Origin of the sequence: Mycobacterium innocens, assembly GCF_900566055.1 — a bacterium.
Taxonomy (GTDB): domain Bacteria; phylum Actinomycetota; class Actinomycetes; order Mycobacteriales; family Mycobacteriaceae; genus Mycobacterium; species Mycobacterium innocens.
Window position 1 is genome coordinate 1 of sequence record NZ_UPHQ01000099.1, and the last position, 21728, is coordinate 21728.

The 21728-nt window shown below is 67.2% G+C and carries 20 protein-coding genes; 16 read left to right on the top strand and 4 right to left on the bottom strand.

Annotation, left to right across the window (positions count from 1 at the left end):
• Positions 1 to 386: 386 nt before the first annotated feature.
• From EET03_RS10795 to EET03_RS10805, 3 genes are all read right to left on the bottom strand, one after another.
• Entirely contained in the window at positions 387 to 698 is a 312-nt protein-coding gene (locus EET03_RS10795; protein ID WP_075541829.1) for an FAD-dependent monooxygenase, read from the bottom strand.
• Between the two features lie 224 nt (positions 699 to 922).
• Entirely contained in the window at positions 923 to 1462 is a 540-nt protein-coding gene (locus tag EET03_RS10800; protein WP_075541837.1) for a GNAT family N-acetyltransferase, read from the bottom strand.
• Positions 1463 to 1473: 11 nt separating this feature from the next.
• Positions 1474 to 2679 carry a serine hydrolase domain-containing protein gene (locus EET03_RS10805; protein WP_075541828.1) on the bottom strand — a complete coding sequence of 402 codons (1206 nt, stop codon included), beginning with the start codon at positions 2677 to 2679 and terminating at the stop codon, positions 1474 to 1476.
• 363 nt (positions 2680 to 3042) lie between these two features.
• On the opposite strand from EET03_RS10805, the gene EET03_RS10810 reads away from it, so the two are divergent.
• The 4 genes from EET03_RS10810 to EET03_RS10825 all read left to right on the top strand — a co-directional run bounded on the left by EET03_RS10810 (position 3043) and on the right by EET03_RS10825 (position 7887).
• Positions 3043 to 3915, top strand: a complete 873-nt coding sequence (locus EET03_RS10810; protein ID WP_075541836.1) for an LppX_LprAFG lipoprotein — start codon at positions 3043 to 3045, stop codon at positions 3913 to 3915.
• A gap of 269 nt (positions 3916 to 4184) precedes the next feature.
• Positions 4185 to 5654 (top strand): fatty acid desaturase, encoded by a 1470-nt coding sequence (locus tag EET03_RS10815; protein ID WP_099194115.1) that lies wholly within the window; start codon positions 4185 to 4187, stop codon positions 5652 to 5654.
• Positions 5651 to 6844: a type III polyketide synthase gene (locus EET03_RS10820; protein ID WP_075541827.1), complete on the top strand. Its 1194-nt coding sequence runs from the start codon at positions 5651 to 5653 to the stop codon at positions 6842 to 6844. Before EET03_RS10815 ends, EET03_RS10820 begins: the two co-directional genes overlap by 4 nt.
• 32 nt (positions 6845 to 6876) lie before the next feature.
• Positions 6877 to 7887 carry a sulfotransferase domain-containing protein gene (locus EET03_RS10825; RefSeq protein WP_208649036.1) on the top strand — a complete coding sequence of 337 codons (1011 nt, stop codon included), beginning with the start codon at positions 6877 to 6879 and terminating at the stop codon, positions 7885 to 7887.
• Positions 7888 to 7890: 3 nt separating this feature from the next.
• On the opposite strand, the gene EET03_RS10830 is transcribed toward EET03_RS10825, so the two are convergent.
• Positions 7891 to 8523, bottom strand: coding sequence for a class I SAM-dependent methyltransferase (locus tag EET03_RS10830; protein WP_075541826.1), 633 nt, complete (start codon positions 8521 to 8523; stop codon positions 7891 to 7893).
• Positions 8524 to 9371: 848 nt separating this feature from the next.
• Between EET03_RS10830 and pyrR the strand changes: the two genes are divergently transcribed.
• From pyrR to coaBC, 12 genes are all read left to right on the top strand, one after another.
• Positions 9372 to 9935 carry a bifunctional pyr operon transcriptional regulator/uracil phosphoribosyltransferase PyrR gene (gene pyrR / locus EET03_RS10840; protein ID WP_075541825.1) on the top strand — a complete coding sequence of 188 codons (564 nt, stop codon included), beginning with the start codon at positions 9372 to 9374 and terminating at the stop codon, positions 9933 to 9935.
• Positions 9936 to 9944: 9 nt separating this feature from the next.
• Positions 9945 to 10901, top strand: coding sequence for an aspartate carbamoyltransferase catalytic subunit (locus EET03_RS10845; RefSeq protein WP_075541824.1), 957 nt, complete (start codon positions 9945 to 9947; stop codon positions 10899 to 10901).
• Positions 10898 to 12190, top strand: a complete 1293-nt coding sequence (locus EET03_RS10850) for a dihydroorotase (protein WP_075541823.1) — start codon at positions 10898 to 10900, stop codon at positions 12188 to 12190. The genes EET03_RS10845 and EET03_RS10850 overlap by 4 nt, the downstream gene beginning before the upstream one ends.
• Before the next feature lie 121 nt (positions 12191 to 12311).
• Complete coding sequence (locus EET03_RS10855) at positions 12312 to 12809, top strand: PH-like domain-containing protein (protein WP_075541822.1); 498 nt, start codon at positions 12312 to 12314, stop codon at positions 12807 to 12809.
• The gene (carA, locus tag EET03_RS10860) at positions 12806 to 13942 is read left to right on the top strand and encodes a glutamine-hydrolyzing carbamoyl-phosphate synthase small subunit (RefSeq protein ID WP_075541821.1); all 1137 of its coding nucleotides are present in this window, start codon (positions 12806 to 12808) and stop codon (positions 13940 to 13942) included. The genes EET03_RS10855 and carA overlap by 4 nt, the downstream gene beginning before the upstream one ends.
• Positions 13943 to 14024: 82 nt before the next feature.
• Positions 14025 to 17399, top strand: coding sequence for a carbamoyl-phosphate synthase large subunit (carB, locus tag EET03_RS10865; RefSeq protein WP_075541820.1), 3375 nt, complete (start codon positions 14025 to 14027; stop codon positions 17397 to 17399).
• Complete coding sequence (pyrF, locus tag EET03_RS10870) at positions 17396 to 18220, top strand: orotidine-5'-phosphate decarboxylase (protein WP_075541819.1); 825 nt, start codon at positions 17396 to 17398, stop codon at positions 18218 to 18220. Before carB ends, pyrF begins: the two co-directional genes overlap by 4 nt.
• Before the next feature lie 128 nt (positions 18221 to 18348).
• Positions 18349 to 18585 carry a hypothetical protein gene (locus tag EET03_RS10875; protein WP_136625680.1) on the top strand — a complete coding sequence of 79 codons (237 nt, stop codon included), beginning with the start codon at positions 18349 to 18351 and terminating at the stop codon, positions 18583 to 18585.
• Positions 18586 to 18922: 337 nt separating this feature from the next.
• Entirely contained in the window at positions 18923 to 19240 is a 318-nt protein-coding gene (mihF, locus tag EET03_RS10885) for an integration host factor, actinobacterial type (RefSeq protein WP_015355818.1), read from the top strand.
• A 146-nt stretch (positions 19241 to 19386) separates the two neighbouring features.
• Positions 19387 to 19980 (top strand): guanylate kinase, encoded by a 594-nt coding sequence (gmk, locus tag EET03_RS10890; protein WP_063470484.1) that lies wholly within the window; start codon positions 19387 to 19389, stop codon positions 19978 to 19980.
• Between the two features lie 73 nt (positions 19981 to 20053).
• Positions 20054 to 20383, top strand: coding sequence for a DNA-directed RNA polymerase subunit omega (gene rpoZ / locus EET03_RS10895; RefSeq protein ID WP_023373127.1), 330 nt, complete (start codon positions 20054 to 20056; stop codon positions 20381 to 20383).
• Between the two features lie 16 nt (positions 20384 to 20399).
• Positions 20400 to 21653: a bifunctional phosphopantothenoylcysteine decarboxylase/phosphopantothenate--cysteine ligase CoaBC gene (gene coaBC, locus EET03_RS10900; protein WP_075541816.1), complete on the top strand. Its 1254-nt coding sequence runs from the start codon at positions 20400 to 20402 to the stop codon at positions 21651 to 21653.
• Positions 21654 to 21728 lie beyond the last annotated feature (75 nt).

The window sequence follows — 21728 nt, forward strand, 5'->3', positions numbered from 1 at the left end:
CACGGCCGAGGCCACCGACCGCGGCGCCGACCCACCACCGCTACGCAAGACCGCCACCGCCTACCGGCACGCCTTCACCGACCTCACCCGACGCGCCCGCCTGCCCACCTGAACAGCCGACAGCACCCCGACCCCGCCATGGAAAGGCACCGATTCGAACACCCATCGAACAACACTTGACTCAGGATTTGCGGCTTCGCCGCTTGAGCTCACTAATCCAGCCTTGGCAATCGCCGCCGGGTCACGCGACGGGCGCGACTCGTTCAGACCGACGGGCGTATGGACGCTTTCAGACCGCCGGGCGCTTGGTACATCAGACACCGCCGTCCCGGCAGACGGTATCGGACGCGCTGAACCAGGTGTCGCCCAGCGGCCGCACGAAGCGCTCATCGGGCCCCGAAGACCAGCCCTCGCACGGTCGAATACGGCCCGTCGGCGCCCACCACAAGATCGGCGCCCAGCGTCGTGCCGTCGGACAACGTCGCCACGACTACGTCGTATTCCTGCACCAGATCCGTGATCCGGGCATTGAAGCGGTAGTCGGCGTCCGCGGCACTCGCCCGGTACAGCACAGTGACCAGGTCGCCGCGCAGGATCTCCCGCGGGCTAACCGCACCATCGCCGTGAAAGGCCGCGACCGGTATTTCGGCGCGGCGCCGTACGGCGGTATCCGCTCGGGCGATACCGCGTTGGTCCAAGCTCCGGTCGCGCGTCTGGTCCTACTGCAATGTCTTGCTCGACCACAGCCCGTCCCGCGCTCTGCAGCTCAGCGGTCTGACAACCCGGGCGGATGCCGTCGGCGATCTCGACCACGACTACGTCGGGGCCGCTCCGGCTGAGCCAGTACGCGAGGGCCGGGCCGGCGATACCCGCGCCGCTGATCAGGACGGTCGGTCTTGGTATGCCCCTGAGCCCATGGCACTCAGCGCAGGATCTTGGCGTAGAGCAGGCTGTCGTGTGGTTCGGGCCCCAAGGTCGGGTAGACGGAGTCGCGGCCAAGCCGGCCTTCCAAAGCGAATCCGGCTCGCTGCAGTAACCGCGCCGAGCGCGTGTTGTCGACGTGACAGGTCGCCCAGACACGGTACACGCAGGGGTCGGCAGCCAGCTCGGCCAGCAGCACGGCCAGTGCTTCGGACATGAAACCCCGGTCCCACCACCGCCGGCCAAGGCAGTAGCCGATTTCGACGGAGTGACGCACCCGGCTTCGGCAGCTGATCAGGCCGACGATGTCGCCGCTGCCGCGGAGCACGAGCAGCCAGGTCCGCTCGTCGCCGTCGGCGTTGAAATGCTCGGTGATCACCCGTCGCGTCTCGGCGACATCGGGATGCGGCGACCACAGCAGGTAGCGCGTGACCTCGGGATCGCCGGTGATCCCGTCGAACAACGTCTCGGCGTCATCGAGCACCGGTGGGCGCAGCAGCAGCCGTGAGCCTTCGAGGTACTCGGGCGGGAACCGGGCCATGGCGCGCACCGCTAAAGCCCGAGGGCGCGATAGGTGTGACGGACGAATCTCGGCTGGGCCGTCCGCAGCTTGGCCAGCGCGGGGTTGCCCGCCACCGCCGACGCGGCGTCGACGGACAAATCGGGACAGTGCTGAATCAGGTACAGCAGGATCAGGTCGGCGGACGGGTCGGCCTGCCACCATGTCCCGTATGCGCCGGGCCAGCTGAACGTTCCCGGCCCGCCGGGACCGAACAGCGGCGCCGATTTCGCCGGATCGGTCACTACCGACAAATTCAACCCGAACCCGCGGCCCACCCAGAATGGCGCTCCCAGAAAGTTGTGGCGCTTGTGCTCGTCGGTGAGCCGGTCGGTGCGCATCAGCCGCGCCGACTCCGCTGACAGCACCCGGACTCCGTCGACCGTCCCGTCGCCTAACAGCATTCGCACGAACCGCAAGTAGTCGTCGGCGGTCGACCACAGCCCGCCGCCGGCGTTGGGAAACGACGGCGGCTTGACCTGCGGCGGCCCCATCACGTCGTGGCGCAACCGGTCGTCCTCGTCGAGCCGGTACATGGTGGCGGCGCGTCCTCGCGCCTCGGCCGACACGAAGAAGCCGGTGTCGGTCATGCCGGCCGGACCCAGCACTCGCTCGTCGAGAACCTGATGGAACGGCTTGTCCTCGATGCGAGACACGATCACGCCCAGCACGTCGATCGCATGGCTGTAGGTCACCCGGTCGCCGGGCTGGTGAACCAGTGGCAGGGCGGCCAGTTCGGTCAGCCAGGTGTCCGAACCCTTGCCGAAGGGCAGTCGCATGTAGGCCCGCGAGATGGGCCCGGAGACCGAGAAACTGTAGGCCAGGCCGCTGGTATGGGTCAGCAGATCCTCGACCAGGATGGGGCGCCGGGCCGGATGTGTGCGGTCCAGCGGGCCATGCGGGTCGTCCAGCACCCGCGGATCGGCCAGTTCCGGCGCCCAGCGCGCGATGGGGTCCCGCACTGTCAGCTTGCCCTCGTCGACCAGGCTCATGGCCGCGGCAACCGTCACCGGCTTGGTCATCGACGCGATGCGAAACAGCGTGTCTCGTCGCATCGGCAGGCCCGCATCGACGTCGCGGTAGCCGATCTCGTTGACCTGCAACACCTCTCCGCGTTGCCAGACCACGGTTACCGCGCCGGACAGCAAGCCGGCGTCACAGACTTGCCGAACGGATGCCTGATTGCCGTCGAGCTTCACCGGCCCTAGGTTAGTCGCCGGATGTGGGCGGGCGCGGCGGTGGGACGGCCTGTCGGCTCATCGCGCTGGCCATTGTTTCCGGCGCGGCGCAGGCGGTCGATACTTGTGCGAATAGCCTTCCGGGCTGGCCATGGCGTGTTACTGTCGCGCTCTCCGGCAAAGCGATCTGGTGAACAGCCTGTGGGCGCAGCGGCATGCGGATGACAACGGTGCCGGTGCGGTGAACCAGGGTGCGGGGGAGCAGTCACCGAGACCCGCCACCATTGACAGGGGCCGGCTTGCCGGTCGCCGTCAATGCCGTATGACGAAGCCAGCGACCCGCTGCTCGCCACCACCGGTTGGATACCTCAGCAAAGGTTGGCCATGAATGGCTTGATCTCCCAAACGCAAACCTGCCACCGACGTGTCACCCATCGGTCCTCGTTTCCGGTGTCGGCCGCGATGCTGTTCGCGGCAGCACTGATCGCGACGGTCATTAGCGGATGCGGTCACAAATCGGCCACGTCAACCTCCCAGACTTCCGGGGCATCGGCAAGCTCCGCCGCGACCAGCGCATCCGGGTCATCCGGCGCCCCGTCACCGGAAGCTCAGCAACTACTGCAGGACAGCTCCAAGGCGACCAAGGGCTTGCACTCTGTTCATGTCAGCCTGCAGACAACCAACATCACGACGCTTCCGATGGAGAGCGTCAATGCCGACGTGACCAATCAGCCCGAGGGCAACGGTCAAGCCGTCGGTGATGCCATGATCAGGTTGCAGCCGAAAGCGCCTGCGGCCCCCAAACAATTCCTGGTCAGCAATAAGACCATGTACACCAAAGACGACGCCGGAAAGTACACCTCGGTCGGGCCGGCGGAGAAGATCTACGACCCGGGCATCGTTCTCGACAAGGACAAGGGGCTGGGCAATGTGATCGCCAAGGTCCAGAGTCCGCAGATCGCCGGAAATGAAACGATCGACGGTATCGCCACGGTCAAGGTGACCGGAACCATCGACGCCGCCGTGATCGATCCCCTGGTGCCTCAGTTGGGTAAGGGTGGGGGCACGCTGCCGATCACGTTGTACATCGTCGATGTGAAGGGCGCGGGTGCCGGCACAACTGCGACGTCGGGGGCGCCTGCTCCCACAGCTGGCCCGAACCTGGTGCGGATGGTCGTCGACAAGGGCCAGGGCCACGTCACCATCAACCTGTCCGCCTGGGGCGCGCCGGTCACCATTCCCAACCCGACCGGATAACCAGCGCGGGTGCATTCCGGATTGGGAACCGGCCCGCAACTGCCACCTGGCGGCTAGCGCTGCCGGCGGTCTCCGGGCCGGTTCCCGCCCACGGTTGGCACCTTGGGGCGCAACCGATTTGGTGCACCCGCAGCGCAGATTACCCGGCCCGGAATTCCGTTGAGAATTCTCCAAGGCCATACCTCCACTATTGGGGCACCGTTGGGGTCACTTCGCCGGAAACGATGGCTAGCGCCCGATCTCACCCGATCAGACCTGGAGGAATACGAATGACGAACGACGTCCCAGACGTACAGGAGCGTGGCCCCGGCCTGCATCCTGCTCCTCCTCCGGGCGGGCCACCGCTGTCAGACGTGTGGGTCTACAACGGCCGGGCATACGACCTCAGCGACTGGATATCCAAGCACCCCGGTGGCGCCTTCTTCATCGGGCGGACCAAGAACCGCGACATCACCGCGATCATCGCCTCCTACCATCGTGACCCGGCCAAGGTCGAACGAATCTTGGAGCGGCGCTACGCATTGGGCCGCGACGCAACGCCGCGCGACATTCATCCCAAACACAACGCGCCGCCCTTCCTCTTCAAAGACGACTTCAACAGCTGGCGCGACACCCCGAAGTACCGTTTCGACAACCCGAACGACTTGATGCACCGCGTCAAAGCACGCCTGACCGAGCCGGTACTGGCCGCCCGAATCAAACGGATGGACCGGCTGTTCAACGTCGTGGTGGCATTCCTGGCCGTCGGCTATCTGGCGGTCCAGGCCGTGCGGTTGGCCGAACCGCGGTGGATGCCGTTGTGGGCCTTCGTCATTGCGATGGTGCTGCTGCGCAGTTCGCTGGTCGGGTATGGCCATTATGCACTGCATCGGGCGCAACGGGGCCCTAATCGGTTCTTGGCCAATGCCTTCGACCTGAACTATGTGGCGTTGTCGTTGGTGGTCGCCGACGGGCACACGTTGCTGCATCACCCGTACACGCAAAGCGACGTCGATATCAAGAAGAACGTCTTCACGATGATGATGCAGTTGCCGCGGCTGTATCGGGTTCCGGTGCATACGGTTCACAAGTTCGGTCACCTGCTCACCGGCATGGCCATCCGCATCGCCGACGTCTGGAATATGACGCGCAAGGTGGGCGTCGAGGAGGGCTATGGAAGCTGGCGCAACGCGCTGCCGCACTTCCTGGGGTCGTCCGGGGTGCGGCTGCTCCTGGTGACCGAAATGGTGGTTTTCGCACTCGCCGGTGACTTCTGGGCCTGGGCACTGCAATTCGTCGTCACCCTGTGGGTCAGCACCTTCCTGGTGGTGGCGAGCCACGAGTTCGAGGACGACGCCGACGAGGCTGCCGCAACCGGTGACGACTGGGGCGTGGATCAGGTGGTGCATGCCAACGACCTGGTGGTGGTCGGGAATCGATACGTCGACTGCTTCCTGTCGGCGGGCCTGAGCTCCCACCGCGTCCACCATGTATTGCCGTTCCAGCGTAGCGGTTTCGCCAACATCGTCACCGAGGACGTATTACGGGAGGAAGCCGCGAACTCCGGCGTCGAGTGGCTTCCGGCGAAGAGTTTCGTGACTAACCGGCTGCCGAAGCTCTGCCGGACATACCTGCTCTCGCCGTCTCGCCAAGCCAGCGAGCACAAGTGGGGTTTCCTGCGGGAACACTGCTCGCTGGCGGCCTGGAAAGCCAGTGCCGGCTACGTGGTCGCCGGCTTCGTCGGAATCGGGTCGGTATGAGCAGCGCAGCCGACGGTGGTGCCCTGCACCCGGTGGCCGACGCGCCCGGCTACGAACCCCACTATGACCTCGCCCAGTTGCCGCCGGCTCCGCCGACGACGGTGGCCGTCATCGAAGGCATGGCGACCGGTGTGCCGCAACGGGTGGTCCGTCAGTCCGACGCCGCGGCGCGGGTGGCCCAGATGTTCGTCGACCCGCAACAGCGGGAACGGGTTTCGCGGGTCTACGAGAAGGCACGCATCGACACCCGCAGGATGGCCGTCGACCCGCTGGACGCCGAGTTCGACGCGTTCCGGCGTGAACCCGCTACCATCCGGGACCGGATGAGCCTGTTCTACCGGCATGCGGTGCCGTTGGCGGTCGAGGTGAGCCGGCGTGCCCTCGACGGGCTTTCCTACGGCGCCGAAGAGATCGGGTTGTTGGTGTTCGTCACCAGCACCGGGTTCGTCGCTCCGGGCGTGGACGTGGCAATCGTCAAGCAACTCGGGCTGTCGCGGGCGATTTCGCGAGTCGTGGTCAATTTCATGGGATGCGCGGCCGCGATGAACGCCATTCGCACCGCCACCAATTACGTCCGCGCCCACCCGGCGATGAAGGCGTTGGTGGTGTGCATCGAATTGTGCTCGGTCAACGCCGTGTTCGCCGACAACGTCAACGATGTGGTGATTCACAGCCTCTTCGGCGATGGCTGCGCAGCGCTGGTGATCGGCGCCAGCCAGGTGCAACAGCAGTTGCCGGCGGGCAGTGTGGTGATCCGCAGCAACTTCAGCCAGCTCCTCGACGACGCCGAAGACGGCATCGTGCTGGGCGTCAATCATGACGGCATCACCTGCGAGCTGTCGGAGAACCTGCCCGACTACATTTACCGGGGAGTCGCGCCGGTCGTCGCAAATATGTTGTACGACAACGGATTACAACAATCCGATATCGATCTGTGGGCGATCCATCCGGGTGGGCCCAAGATCATCGAACAGTCGGTGCGCTCGTTGGGCATCGGAGCCGAATGCGCGGCGCACAGCTGGGACGTGTTGGCCCGCTATGGCAACATGCTGAGTGTCTCGCTGATCTTCGTGTTGGAAATGATGGTGCGGCAGGCGGAGTCGGCAAAACCCCTCTCGACCGGCGTGGCGTTCGCCTTCGCGCCCGGGGTCACTGTTGAAGGCATGCTGTTCGACATCGTCCGACGGTGAACGCGACCGTGATACCCGAAGGGAGGTGGCACATGACCAATGCCCCTGAGCCGCCGAACGCCAATGCACTGGCGGCCGACCGCGTCCTGTACCGCTCGTTGATGACCGACAGTACCCGCTGGGACGCCCTGCAACTGCGCGCCGGCGACATCGTCATCTCGACACCGTCGAAGTGCGGGATGACCTGGACCCAACGGCTGGTGTCCTTGCTGGTGTTCGACGGACCGGAGCTGCCGGGACCGTTGTCGACGGTGTCGCCGTGGCTCGACCAGACCATCCGGCCCATCGAGGAGGTGGTTGCCGTCCTCGACGCGCAGGATCACCGCCGGTTCATCAAGACCCATACGCCTTTGGACGGCCTGGTGCTCGATGATCGGGTCACTTGTATCTGCGTGGGCCGCGATCCGCGCGATGCCGCAGTGTCGATGCTGTTCCACGTTGTCAATGTCGACGCCGAGCGGTTGCGGGAATTGCATGAGGCCGCGGTGCCGCCGCAGCTGCGATCGGGCCCGCCGGGTCCCGAGCCCGGCCCCGCGGCTGGCGGGCGTGGCCCAACCGAGGAATTCCGGCACTGGATGGAGGGTCCGGCGCTGCCGCCGCCGGGAGTGGGGTTCGCGCCTCCCAAAGGGATCGGAACGCTGGCCAACGTGCTGCACCACTTCGGCACGGCATGGCAGCGGCGACACCTGCCGAATGTGGCGCTGTTCCACTACGCCGACTATCAGCTGGACCTGATAGCAGAGCTGATGCGGCTTGCCGCGGTACTCGGCATCGATCTGAGTCGCGATCGGGCCCGCGAACTGGTCGCGCACGCGTCGCTGGACGCCATGCGATCGCGCGCGGCGGAGATCGCCCCCAACACCACCGACGGCATCTGGCACAGCGAGGAGCAATTCTTCCGCCGCGGCCGCAGCGGCGACTGGCAGCAGTACTTCACCCATGACGAGCACCGCCGCTACAACCATCGGATCAACCAGCTCGCCCCGCCCGATCTGCTGGCCTGGGCGCACGAGGGACGCCGCGGATACGACCCGGCCCGGTGACGGTCAGTCCGACGCACGCCGTTGGGCTCGCACGTACCAAAACGCCATTTCCGTTTCGGTCCCGTCCATTTCGCGGCGCACCGTGACGGGCTCCAGTGATTCGACATCCCACCCGGCGCCGCCGAGCACGTCGCGCAGCGTCTGCTCGGATACCGCCGGTCGTGGCCATTGCTCATTCGGCGGATTGGCGTCCGAGAAGCAACTGATCAGCAGGGTGGCGCCGGGACGGGTGGCGCGGTGCACGGCGGCGGCATAGCTGCGCTTGCCGTCGTCGTCGAGGCAATGGAACATGCCGCTGTCGATGACGGTGTCGAATGCGCCGGTGTAGCCGTCGAGCGTGGTGGCGTCGGCTGCCGCGAACCTCACGTCGACTCCGGCGTCGGCGGCGCGGCGTTCGGCGGTGATCAGCGCGGTCGGAGAAATATCCAAGGCGGTCACGCGGTGTCCGTGCTGAGCCAGATAGATCGCGTTGTCGCCGAGCCCGCAGCCGATGTCGAGCACCTCACCGTGGACCCAGCCACCGGTCTGCCACGCGATCACGTTCTCTTTGGGCGCCTTGGTATCCCACGGCGGCGTCGTCATCGGCGGGATGCCCGGGCCGGGACTTTCCCCGCGATACAGCGCATCGAAATCCATGTGCGGCCGGCCGGATTCGTTTGCGGAAGGGTTGGGATCCGTCACATTCGCCAGGATAGAACCCTTGCCGACGAGCTTGGCCCGGCCGGCCGGTAAGCGTCACATGGGTCACACGTGACGTGCCACAACACTCTCTGGCTGAGCCGATACCCGATGCGCCCACTTCACCGGAAAATTCGGGGCGACCAGGAGCTGCTGGTCATCGATGACTCTTGTGCAGCCTTGGATGGACCATCCCGATTGGCGTCTGTTTTCGGCACGGCGCATCTTCGCTGCAACTTCTTGTGATGGCGGGTGCTTGGCGGATGTCTCACGACCTCGCCGAGTCGGTTGTGATGCTGCCGTATCGAGTGTGCAGTGGCGGCTTTGAGGGTGCATGCAGGGCGGGAAATCCGCGATCGGGCCGCCCCGACGGCACAGTCGGCGCCGTCAGCTCACGCTCGGCGCCGTCAGCTCACGCTCGGCGCCGTCAGCTCACGCTCAACGCCCTCAGCGCACGCTCAACGTCCCCGGCGCACGTTCAACGCCCCCGGCGCACACTCGACACCGCGCATTGGTGCCCACCCAACCGCACAGCCCACGACCTGCATCTCTTCACGCCAGAATGCAGCCCCATGACCGCTCAGAGCGACAACTCTGGCAGTCTGCGCGTTGTCGCTGTGAGCTGGGCACAACACGCATCCCTTTTCTCCAGAGGCCACTGTGGCGGAAGTGACAAGACACGCGACAGCGAAATCCGCCACGCCGCCCGCATCGTCGCCGTACCCGACGCAGGTGCTACGCTCCCGGGCAGCCGACATCCTTTAACGATCCGTCCAGAGAGGCGGAGAAGGAGGTCACCATCTCGCATGGGTACTGCGAGTGATGCCGCGAACGGTCGCGAACTGATGTCCGCCGCCGACGTCGGTCGCACCATTTCCCGCATCGCGCACCAGATCATCGAAAAAACCGCGCTGGATAGCCCCGACTCGCCGCGGGTGGTGCTGTTGGGCATCCCGACTCGCGGCGTGACCCTGGCCCGGCGGCTGGCAACCCATATCCGCGAATACAGCGGTGTCGAGGTTGCCCATGGCGCGCTGGACATCACGCTGTACCGCGATGACCTGATGAGCAAGCCGCCGCGGCCGCTGGAGGAGACGGCGATCCCGGCCGGGGGTATCGACGACGCGCTGGTGATTCTGGTCGATGACGTGCTGTACTCCGGGCGCTCGGTGCGCTCCGCCCTGGACGCGCTGCGCGATGTGGGCCGCCCGCGCGCGGTGCAGTTGGCCGTCCTGGTCGACCGCGGCCATCGGGAACTGCCGGTGCGCGCCGACTACGTCGGCAAGAATGTTCCGACCTCCCACAGCGAGAGCGTGCACGTCCAACTCCGCGAACACGACGGGCACGACGGCGTGGTGATCTCGCGATGAGGACCGGTTATGAGTAGGCATCTGCTGGCCGCCGGCGACCTGAGCCGCGACCAGGCCACCGCCATCCTCGACGACGCCGACCGGTTCGCCCAGGCTCTGGTGGGCCGGGAGGTCCGTAAACTGCCGACGCTGCGCGGCCGCACCATCGTCACGATGTTCTACGAGAACTCGACGCGAACCCGGGTGTCCTTCGAGGTGGCCGGCAAGTGGATGAGCGCCGACGTGATCAACGTCAGCGCGGCCGGATCCTCGGTGGGCAAGGGCGAGTCGCTGCGCGACACCGCGCTGACCCTGCGGGCGGCTGGCGCCGATGCCCTGATCATCCGCCATCCGGCCTCGGGTGCTGCGCGTCTGCTGGCCGACTGGACCAGAAACGGCGAGGACGGCCCGTCGGTGATCAACGCCGGCGACGGCACCCACGAGCACCCGACCCAGGCGCTGCTGGATGCGCTGACCATCCGGCAGCGGCTCGGCGGCATCGAGGGCCGGCGCGTCGTGATCGTCGGCGACATCCTGCACAGCCGGGTGGCGCGCTCCAACGTCATGTTGCTGCACACGCTCGGCGCCGAGGTGGTGCTGGTGGCGCCGCCGACATTGCTGCCGGTGGGGGCCGAGGGTTGGCCGGTCACCGTGTCCTACGACTTCGACGCCGAATTACCGGCCGCCGACGCGGTGCTGATGCTGCGGGTGCAGGCCGAGCGGATGACCGGCGGTTTCTTCCCGTCCGCGCGTGAGTATTCGGTGCGCTACGGGCTTTCCGACCGGCGGCAGGCGATGCTGCCCGGTCATGCCGTGGTGCTGCATCCCGGGCCGATGCTGCGTGGCATGGAGATCGCCTTTTCGGTTGCCGACTCGTCGCAATCGGCTGTGCTGCAACAGGTTTCCAACGGTGTCCATGTGCGGATGGCGGTGTTGTTCCACCTGCTGGTGGGGGCTGAGTCGGCCGGGAAAGAAGGTGCGGCGTGACTGTGTTCATCCGCGGGGTCCGGTTGTACGGGGAGGGGGAGCGGGTCGACGTACTGGTCGATGACGGCCAGATCGCCGACATCCGCGCGGGGCTGGCCATCCCGGACCGGGCCGACGTCATCGACGCCACCGGCCAGGTGCTGCTGCCCGGGCTGGTCGACTTGCACACCCATCTTCGCGAGCCCGGCCGCGAATACGCCGAAGACATCGAAACCGGCTCGGCCGCAGCGGCTTTGGGCGGCTACACCGCGGTGTTCGCGATGGCTAATACGCACCCGGTGGCCGACAGCCCGGTGGTCACCGACCATGTGTGGCGCCGCGGTCAGGAGGTGGGCCTGGTCGACGTGCACCCGGTCGGCGCGGTGACGGTGGGGCTGGCCGGAGCCGAGCTCACCGAGATGGGCATGATGAACGCCGGTGCCGCCCAGGTGCGGATGTTCTCCGACGACGGCGTCTGCGTGCACGACCCGCTGGTGATGCGCCGCGCCCTGGAATATGCCACCGGTCTGGGCGTGCTGATCGCCCAGCACGCCGAGGAGCCCAGGCTGACCGTCGGCGCCGTCGCGCACGAAGGTCCGAACGCCGCGCGGCTGGGGCTGTCGGGATGGCCCAGGGCCGCCGAGGAATCCATCGTTGCCCGCGACGCGCTGCTGGCCCGCGACGCGGGTGCCCGGGTGCACATCTGCCACGCTTCTACTGCGGGTACCGTCGAGATCCTGAAATGGGCTAAGAACCAAGGCATTTCGATCACAGCCGAGGTCACCCCACACCACTTGCTGCTCGACGACGGCCGACTGGCCGGCTACGATGGGGTAAACCGGGTCAACCCGCCGCTGCGCGAAGCCGCCGACGCCAGCGCCCTACGCCAAGCGCTGGCCGAGGGAATCATCGACTGTGTGGCCACCGACCACGCCCCGCACGCCGAACACGAGAAGTGTGTCGAATTCTCCGCAGCGCGCCCCGGCATGCTCGGGTTGCAGACCGCGCTGTCGGTGGTGGTGCAAACCATGGTGCGGCCCGGCCTGTTGACCTGGCGCGGCGTGGCGCGGGTGATGAGCGAGAATCCGGCGCGGATCGCGGGCCTGCCTGATCATGGGCGTCCGCTGCAGGTGGGGGAGCCGGCCAATCTGACCGTGGTGGACCCCGACGCCACCTGGACGGTCACCGGGGCCGAGCTGGCCAGCCGGTCGGCCAACACCCCCTACGAGTCGATGACATTGCCGGCCACCGTGACGGTGACCTTGCTGCGCGGGAAGGTCACCGCCCGGGACGGAAAGAGTCCCGCGTGAACCGCGCCGGCGCCGCTGCAGTGGGGGTACCGCCCGCTTGCGGGGGACGAAGCGATGTGGGGGTACTCCCCCACAAGTGGGAGGTACCCCCACCCGCTTGCGGGGGAGAGGAGCGGCGCGCATGAACTCGGGCACGCTGGTGGGCTCGGTGATCTTCGCGGCGGTGCTGGTGGCGACGATCGCGGTGGTGGTCGCGCTGATGATGCGGGGCTGGCGGCGGCGTTCGCACCGGCAGGCGAAGCTGATCGGCGCGCTGCCCGACGTGCCTGACGACCTGGGCCCGGCGTCCGTCACCACCCGCGGTGTCTATGTCGGCTGCACGCTCTCGCCGGCCTGGAACGACCGGGTCACCGCCGGCGATCTCGGGTACCGAAGCATCGCGGTGCTGACCCGACACCGCGACGGAATTCTCCTGGAACGTATTGGGGCGCAGCCGGTTTGGATTCCATGGCAGTCCATTACCGCGGTGCGCACCGAGCGTGGCATCGCCGGTAAGGTCGCCGCCCGGGACGGGATTTTGGCGATCCGGTGGCAACTGCCGTCGGGTACCGAAATCGACACCGGATTCCGCGCGGACAACCGCGACGACTACGACGGCTGGGTGGAAGGAGCCGCGTGAGCAAGGCCCTGCTGGTACTCGAGGACGGCCGCGTCTTCACCGGAACGCCGTTCGGCGCCATCGGCCAAACCCTTGGCGAAGCCGTGTTTTCCACCGGCATGTCCGGCTACCAGGAGACGCTGACCGACCCCAGTTATCACCGCCAGATCGTCGTCGCCACCGCACCGCAAATCGGCAACACCGGCTGGAACGGCGAGGACGCCGAGAGCCGCGGCGACAAGATCTGGGTCGCCGGCTACGCGGTCCGCGACCCGTCGCCGCGGGCGTCCAACTGGCGCGCCACCGGCACCCTGGAAGACGAGCTGATCCGCCAGCGCATCGTTGGGATCGCCGGCATCGACACCCGGGCGGTGGTGCGCCATCTGCGCAGCCGCGGCTCGATGAAGGCAGGGGTGTTCTCCGGTGCTGCGCTCGCCGAGCCCCCCGACGTAGCCGTGTTGCTGCGGCGCGTGCAGGGCCAGCCGCCGATGCTGGGCGCCGATCTCGCCGCCGAGGTCAGTACCCCGCAGCCGTATATCGTCGAACCCGAAGGGCCGCCGGGACTTCCCAGGTTTACCGTCGTCGCACTCGACCTAGGTATCAAGACCAACACGCCGCGCAATTTCGCCCGGCGCGGGATCCGCAGTTACGTGCTGCCCTCGTCGGCGAGTTTCGAACAGATCGCCGACATCAACCCACACGGCGTGTTCCTGTCCAACGGCCCCGGTGACCCGGCGACCGCCAACCACGTCGTCGCGCTCACCCGTGAGGTGCTGGGCGCCGGAATCCCGTTGTTCGGAATCTGTTTCGGCAATCAGATCCTGGGCCGGGCGCTGGGCCTGTCGACCTACAAGATGGTCTTCGGCCACCGCGGGATCAACATCCCGGTGATCGACCACGCCACCGGGCGGGTGGCGGTGACCGCGCAAAACCACGGCTTCGCGCTGGAGGGAGAGGCCGGCCAGCGTTTCGACACGCCCTTCGGCCCGGCCGTCGTCAGCCACACCTGCGCCAACGACGGAGTGGTCGAGGGCGTCAGACTCACAGACGGCCTGGCCTTTTCGGTGCAATACCACCCCGAAGCCGCAGCCGGTCCGCACGACGCGGAGTACCTGTTCGACCAATTTGTCGAGCTGATGGAGGGCCGCCGATGACCGCGAGCGCGTGTGTTTGTACACCGCCACGTCGTAACAGGTGTACAGCTGCGTCCGCTCGCGCCCAGAAAGGGGACTGCTAGTGCCGCGTCGCTCGGACCTCAACCACGTCCTGGTCATCGGCTCGGGGCCGATCGTCATCGGACAGGCATGCGAGTTCGACTACTCCGGCACTCAGGCCTGCCGGGTGCTGCGCGCCGAGGGATTGCAGGTCAGCCTGGTCAACTCCAACCCGGCCACCATCATGACCGACCCGGAATACGCCGACTTCACCTACGTCGAGCCCATCACCCCGGCATTCGTCGAACGGGTGATCGCCCAACAGGCCGAGCGCGGCAACAAGATCGACGCGCTGCTGGCCACGTTGGGGGGCCAGACAGCGCTCAACACCGCCGTCGCGCTGTACGAGAACGGGGTGTTGGAACGCTACGGGATCGAGCTGATCGGCGCCGACTTCGACGCCATCCAGCGCGGCGAGGACCGGCAGCGGTTCAAGGACATCGTCACCAAGGTCGGCGGCGAATCGGCCCGTAGCCGAGTGTGTTTCACCATGGACGAGGTCCGCGAGACGGTGGACGAGCTCGGCCTGCCGGTGGTGGTGCGGCCGTCGTTCACCATGGGCGGGCTGGGCTCGGGGATGGCGCATTCGGCCGACCAGGTGGACCGGATGGCCGGTGCCGGGCTGGCCGCCTCACCCAGCGCCAATGTGCTGATCGAGGAGTCGATCTACGGCTGGAAGGAATTCGAGCTCGAGCTGATGCGCGACGGCCACGACAACGTGGTGGTGGTGTGCTCGATCGAGAACGTCGACCCGATGGGCGTGCACACCGGTGACTCGGTCACCGTCGCGCCGGCTATGACGCTGACCGACCGCGAATACCAGCGGATGCGCGATCTGGGCATCGCGATCCTGCGCGAGGTCGGTGTGGACACCGGCGGCTGCAACATCCAGTTCGCGGTCAACCCGCGCGACGGCAGGCTGATCGTGGTCGAGATGAACCCACGGGTGTCGCGGTCGAGTGCGTTGGCGTCCAAGGCCACCGGCTTCCCGATCGCCAAGATCGCCGCGAAGCTGGCCATCGGTTACACCCTCGACGAGATCGTCAACGACATCACCAAGGAGACCCCGGCCTGCTTCGAGCCCACCCTCGACTACGTAGTGGTCAAGGCGCCGCGGTTCGCGTTCGAGAAATTCCCCGGCGCCGACCCGACGCTGACCACCACCATGAAATCCGTCGGCGAGGCGATGTCGTTGGGCCGCAACTTCGTCGAGGCGCTCGGCAAGGTGATGCGCTCGCTGGAGACCACCCGCGCCGGGTTCTGGACGGCCCCGGATCCCGAAGGCGACATCGATCAGGTGCTGACCCGGCTGCAGACCCCTACCGAAGGCCGGCTCTACGACATCGAACTGGCCCTGCGGCTGGGCGCTTCGGTGGAACAAGCCGCCGAGGCCAGCGGTGTCGACCCGTGGTTCGTCGCCCAGATCGGTGAGCTGGTCAAGCTGCGCGCTGAACTGGTCGACGCGCCGGTACTGGACGCGGAGCTGCTGCGACACGCCAAGCACAGCGGACTGTCGGATCGCCAGATCGCGTCCCTGCGGCCGGAATTAGCCGGCGAAAACGGGGTGCGGTCGCTGCGGGAGCGGCTGGGCATCCACCCGGTGTACAAGACGGTGGACACCTGCGCGGCGGAGTTCGAGGCCAAGACGCCCTACCACTACAGCAGCTACGAGCTGGACCCGGCCGCCGAGACCGAGGTGGCGCCGCAGACCGAGAAACCCAAAGTACTGATCCTGGGATCGGGTCCCAACCGCATCGGGCAGGGCATCGAATTCGACTACAGCTGCGTGCACGCGGCAACCACGTTGAGCCAGGCCGGTTTTGAGACCGTGATGATCAACTGCAACCCGGAGACGGTGTCCACCGACTACGACACCGCCGACCGGCTGTACTTCGAGCCGCTGACCTTCGAAGACGTCCTCGAGGTGTTCCACGCCGAGCAACAGTCGGCCGCCGGCGGCGCGGAGGGCACGGGCCCCAACGCTGGAGTGGCGGGCGTGATCGTGCAACTCGGCGGCCAGACCCCACTCGGGCTGGCGCAGCGGCTTGCCGACGCCGGCGTCCCGATCGTGGGCACCCCGCCGGAGGCGATCGACCTGGCCGAGGACCGGGGCGCCTTCGGCGACGTGCTGAGCACCGCGGGCCTGCCGGCGCCGAAATACGGCACCGCGACGACGTTCGCGCAGGCCCGCCGGATCGCCGACGAGATCGGCTATCCGGTGCTGGTGCGGCCGTCGTATGTGCTGGGTGGGCGCGGCATGGAGATCGTCTACGACGAGGAGACGCTGAAGGGCTACATCACGCGGGCCACCCAGCTCTCGCCCGAACATCCGGTGCTGGTTGACCGTTTCCTCGAAGATGCGGTCGAGATCGACGTGGATGCGCTGTGTGACGGCACCGAGGTCTACATCGGCGGAATCATGGAACACATCGAGGAAGCCGGCGTCCACTCCGGCGATTCGGCCTGCGCGCTGCCGCCGGTGACGTTGGGCCGCAGCGACATCGAGAAGGTGCGCAAGGCCACCGAAGCCATCGCGCACGGTATCGGGGTGGTGGGGTTGCTCAACGTGCAATACGCACTCAAAGACGACGTCCTCTACGTCTTGGAGGCCAACCCACGCGCCAGCCGTACCGTTCCTTTCGTATCCAAGGCCACCGCCGTCCCGCTCGCCAAGGCGTGCGCGCGGATCATGTTGGGCGCCAGCATCGCCCAACTCCGCGAGGAAGGCATGCTGGTGGCCTCGGGCGACGGCGGGAACGCCGACCCGTACGCCCCCATCGCGGTCAAGGAAGCCGTGCTGCCGTTTCACCGGTTCCGCCGCGCCGACGGGGCCGCCATCGATTCGCTGTTGGGCCCGGAGATGAAATCCACCGGTGAGGTGATGGGCATCGACCGTGATTTCGGCAGCGCGTTCGCCAAGAGTCAGACGGCAGCCTACGGCTCGCTGCCGGCTCACGGGACGGTATTCGTGTCGGTCGCCAACCGCGACAAGCGTTCACTGGTGTTCCCGGTGAAACGACTCGCCGACTTGGGATTTCGCGTTCTGGCCACCGAGGGGACCGCAGAGATGCTGCGCCGCAACGGGATTCCGTGCGACGAGGTACGCAAGCATTTCGAGTCTAAGCAGCCGGGCCGCCCCGAGATGTCGGCCGTCGACGCCATCCGGGCCGGCGAGGTCGATATGGTCATCAACACTCCCTACGGCAATTCCGGTCCGCGCATCGACGGCTATGAGATCCGCTCGGTCGCGGTGGCCGTCAACATTCCGTGCATCACTACGGTGCAGGGCGCGTCGGCCGCCGTGCAGGGCATCGAAGCCGGGATTCGCGGCGACATCGGGGTGCGGTCGCTGCAGGAGCTGCACCGCGCGATCGATTCCCGGAGCGCTGACCGGTGACCGGTTTCGGTGCCCGGCTGGCCGAGGCCAAGGCGCGCCGGGGGCCGCTGTGTTTGGGCATCGATCCACACCCCGAGCTGCTGCGGGCCTGGGATCTGCCGGCCACCGCCGACGGCCTGGCCGCGTTCTGCGATATCTGTGTGCGGGCCTACGCCGGTTTTGCGGTGGTCAAGCCCCAGGTGGCGTTCTTTGAGGCCTACGGCGCCGCGGGATATGCGGTGCTGGAACGCACCATTGCCGCGCTGCGAGCCAACGGGGTGCTGGTGCTGGCGGACGCCAAGCGCGGCGACATCGGCTCCACGATGGCCGCCTACGCCGCGGCCTGGGCCGGCGACTCGCCGTTGGCCGTCGACGCCGTGACCGCCTCGCCGTACCTGGGGTTCGGGTCGCTGCGGCCGCTGCTGGAGGTCGCTGCGGCTCATGACCGAGGCGTGTTCGTGCTGGCGGCGACCTCCAACCCCGAGGGTGCGACAGTGCAGCGTGCCGACGCCGACGGCCGCACGGTGGCGCAGCTGATCGTCGACCACGTCGCCGCAGCTAACAAGGCGACCGAACCCGGGCCTGGATCCGTCGGCGTGGTGGTCGGGGCAACCGTCCTGCAGCCGCCCGACCTGAGCGCCCTGGGCGGACCGGTGCTGGTGCCCGGCGTCGGAGTGCAGGGCGGGCGGCCCGAGGCGCTCGGCGGACTGGGCGGGGCGGCACCCGCCCAGCTGTTGCCCGCGGTGTCGCGTGAGGTGTTGCGGGCGGGTCCCGGTGTTCCGGCGATCCGGTCCGCGGCCGAACGATTGCTCGAGGCGGTCGCCTACCTGTCGGCGGTGTAGCGGCCCGTCCCGGTCACTGCCCTACGAACCCGGCACCCACCGGCGGTTCGCCTCACCGGAGCCGAGACCGGGCTACGTGTTGAGGGGCACAAACTTCGGCGAGGTCCTGCCCTGCCGAGGTTGCCATGGTGGGCTCTGATCTGGGCTCCGGTCTCGACCATGGCGGCAATCTCGACGCAGCCAAGGCCCGCAGCCGCCTCACGCGGGTGTATTGCTCCCGCAGCGGGGCACGCCATGCGCTCTGCGAACTCAGCCGGCCGGCGGATAGCGCAGCCGCCGGAGAAGTCATTGGCGCCGACACCCCGCCGCGGCGCGACGTGCTGAAAGTAAAGAGACACGCGCGACTCGTCACCGAAAATGCGTGATCCGCGGCACTATGCTTCGTTGATGCCGGGGGCGGCGAGCCCCGGCTGCCTGGCGGTGATGGTTGATCAGCGCATCCGGTACCGAAAACCGCTGCTAGAGGGGGTTATCACAGTGAGAAACCTCGAGATCTGGCCGGACCTCCGGCCGGGCTCCCGGGTCTGCCCGGCGGACCTGTGAGTCGCCTGGCATCTTGGGTCCACGCTGGGCATTCGTCGCCGTAACCAGGGGGTCGGGTTAGATTTCGTCAGACAGCGTGAGTACGGTCGTCTGCGCTGGCTGGAATACCCGGCCAAGACAAATGAAGATCGATTGATATCGATGAGAGACGGAGGAATCGTGGCCCTTCCCCAGTTGACCGACGAGCAGCGCGCGGCCGCGTTGGAGAAGGCTGCTGCCGCACGTCGAGCGCGAGCAGAGCTCAAGGACCGGCTCAAGCGTGGCGGCACCAACCTCACCCAGGTGCTCAAGGACGCCGAAACCGACGAAGTCCTGGGCAAGATGAAAGTGTCCGCGCTGCTTGAGGCGTTGCCGAAGGTGGGCAAGGTCAAGGCGCAGGAAATCATGACCGAGCTGGAGATCGCGCCAACTCGCCGCCTGCGTGGTCTGGGCGACCGTCAGCGCAAGGCCTTGCTGGAAAAATTCGGCTCCGCCTAGCCCAGCCCCCGCCGACAATGCAGGCCGGAGGGCCTGAGGTGGGTGTTCCGCCCGCGTGCGGGGGCGAGGCGGGCCGCCCGGCCCGACCCCCGGCAATGCAGTCCGAACGGTCTGTACGGGGTGCCGGCCCAGGGGCATCAGTATCAGTGAGTGCCGGCGAGGGACCGGGCGCAGGACGCGTAGTCGTGTTGTCCGGTCCCTCCGCGGTCGGCAAGTCGACCGTGGTCCGGTGCCTGCGTGAGCGGATCCCGAACCTGCACTTCAGCGTCTCGGCCACGACGCGGGTGCCACGCCCGGGTGAGGTCGACGGCGTCGACTACCACTTCGTCAGCCCCGCCCGTTTCCAGCAACTGATCGACGGCGGCGAACTGCTGGAATGGGCCGAGATCCACGGCGGCCTGCACCGGTCGGGCACTCTGGCCAAGCCGGTGCGGCAAGCCGCCGCGTCGGGTGAGCCGGTTCTGATCGAGGTCGACCTCGCCGGGGCCAGGGCGATCAAGAAGGCGATGCCCGAGGCCATCACCGTGTTTCTGGCGCCGCCCAGCTGGGAAGACCTGGAGGCCAGACTGGTCGGCCGGGGCACCGAAACGCCGGAGGTCGTCAGCCGCCGCCTGGACACCGCGCGCATCGAATTGGCAGCCCAACATGACTTCGACAAGGTCGTGGTGAACCGTCGATTGGAGTCTGCGTGCGCCGAATTGGTATCCTTGCTGGTTAGTGCTATGCCCGGCTCTGCATGAGTCCCAGCCGGATTTGAGAATCGAGATTTTTGCCGCTTTCGCACCGCTCTACGCCGCCAGGAGAAAGTCTTTCGTGAGTATTCCGCAGTCAGACGCGCCGCTAGCCGGTTCCGCCTCGGATCAGTTCGATCCGGCATCCGCCGGAATTGGGGCCTACGACACCCCGCTCGGCATCACCAACCCGCCCATCGACGAGTTGCTGGACCGCGTCTCGAGCAAATACGCGCTGGTGATTTACGCTGCGAAGCGCGCCCGGCAGATCAACGACTACTACAACCAGCTCGGCGAGGGCATCCTGGAGTACGTGGGTCCACTGGTCGAGCCCGGGTTGCAGGAAAAGCCGCTATCCATCGCCCTGCGCGAGATCCACGCCGACCTACTCGAGCACACCGAGGGCGAGTAACAGGGCCGGGCCCCGGATGGACCGAAAGCGGATCCCCCAACAGGTCATAGTCGGCGTCTCCGGTGGTATCGCCGCCTACAAGGCCTGCACAGTCGTTCGTCAGCTCGCCGAGGCCGGGCATCATGTCCGGGTCATCCCCACCGAATCCGCGCTGCGCTTTGTCGGGGCGGCGACCTTCGAGGCGCTCTCCGGTCAGCCGGTGCGCACCGACGTTTTCGACGACGTGCCCGCCGTCCCGCACGTTCATCTGGGACAGCAGGCCGACCTTGTCGTCGTCGCACCGGCCACCGCCGACCTGCTGGCCCGGGCGGTGCACGGCCGCGCCGACGACCTGCTGACCGCGACTTTGCTCACGGCGCGATGTCCGGTGCTGTTCGCGCCGGCGATGCACACCGAGATGTGGTTGCACCCGGCCACCGTCGACAACGTCGCCACCCTGCGCCGCCGTGGTGCGGTGGTGCTCGAACCCGCATTCGGGCGCCTCACCGGCAGTGACAGCGGCCCGGGACGATTGCCCGAGGCCGAGGAGATCACCACTTTTGCCCAGCTGCTGCTGGAGCGGCACGACGCCCTGCACTACGACCTTGCCGGTCGCAAACTCCTGGTGACCGCCGGCGGCACCCGCGAGCCGATCGACCCGGTGCGCTTCATCGGCAACCGCAGCTCCGGCAAGCAGGGATATGCCGTCGCGCGGGTCGCCGCCCAGCGCGGCGCCGAGGTCACGCTGATCGCCGGACATACGGCCGGGCTCATCGACCCTGCCGGTGTCAACGTGGTGCGCGTGAGCTCGGCGCAGCAACTCGGCGAAGCGGTGTCCAAGCATGCACCTGAGGTCGACGTGTTGGTGATGGCGGCAGCTGTCGCCGACTTCCGGCCCGCCCAGGTCTCGGCGGCCAAGATCAAGAAAGGTTCCGACGGGCCGCCGACGATCGAATTGGTACCCAACGACGACGTCCTGGCCGGCGTGGTGCGCGCCCGCGAGCACGGGCAGTTGCCCAAGATGCGGGCCATTGTGGGGTTCGCGGCCGAGACCGGTGACGCCAATGGCGATGTGCTGTTTCACGCTCGGGAAAAGCTGCGACGCAAGGGCTGCGATCTGCTGGTCGTCAACGCGGTCGGTGACGGCAGGGCCTTCGAGGTGGACAACAACGATGGCTGGCTGCTGGCTTCCGACGGAACCGAGTCGGCGCTGCAACACGGTTCCAAGACGCTGATGGCCAGTCGTATCGTTGACGCGATCGTCGCGTTTTTGCATGGCTGTATCGGGTAGCGGATCGGCGGGTGGAGGCCTGTACGGCTGCTGGAGAGGTGCTGGACGATCCCTTGCCCGAGTGGACGAACTAAA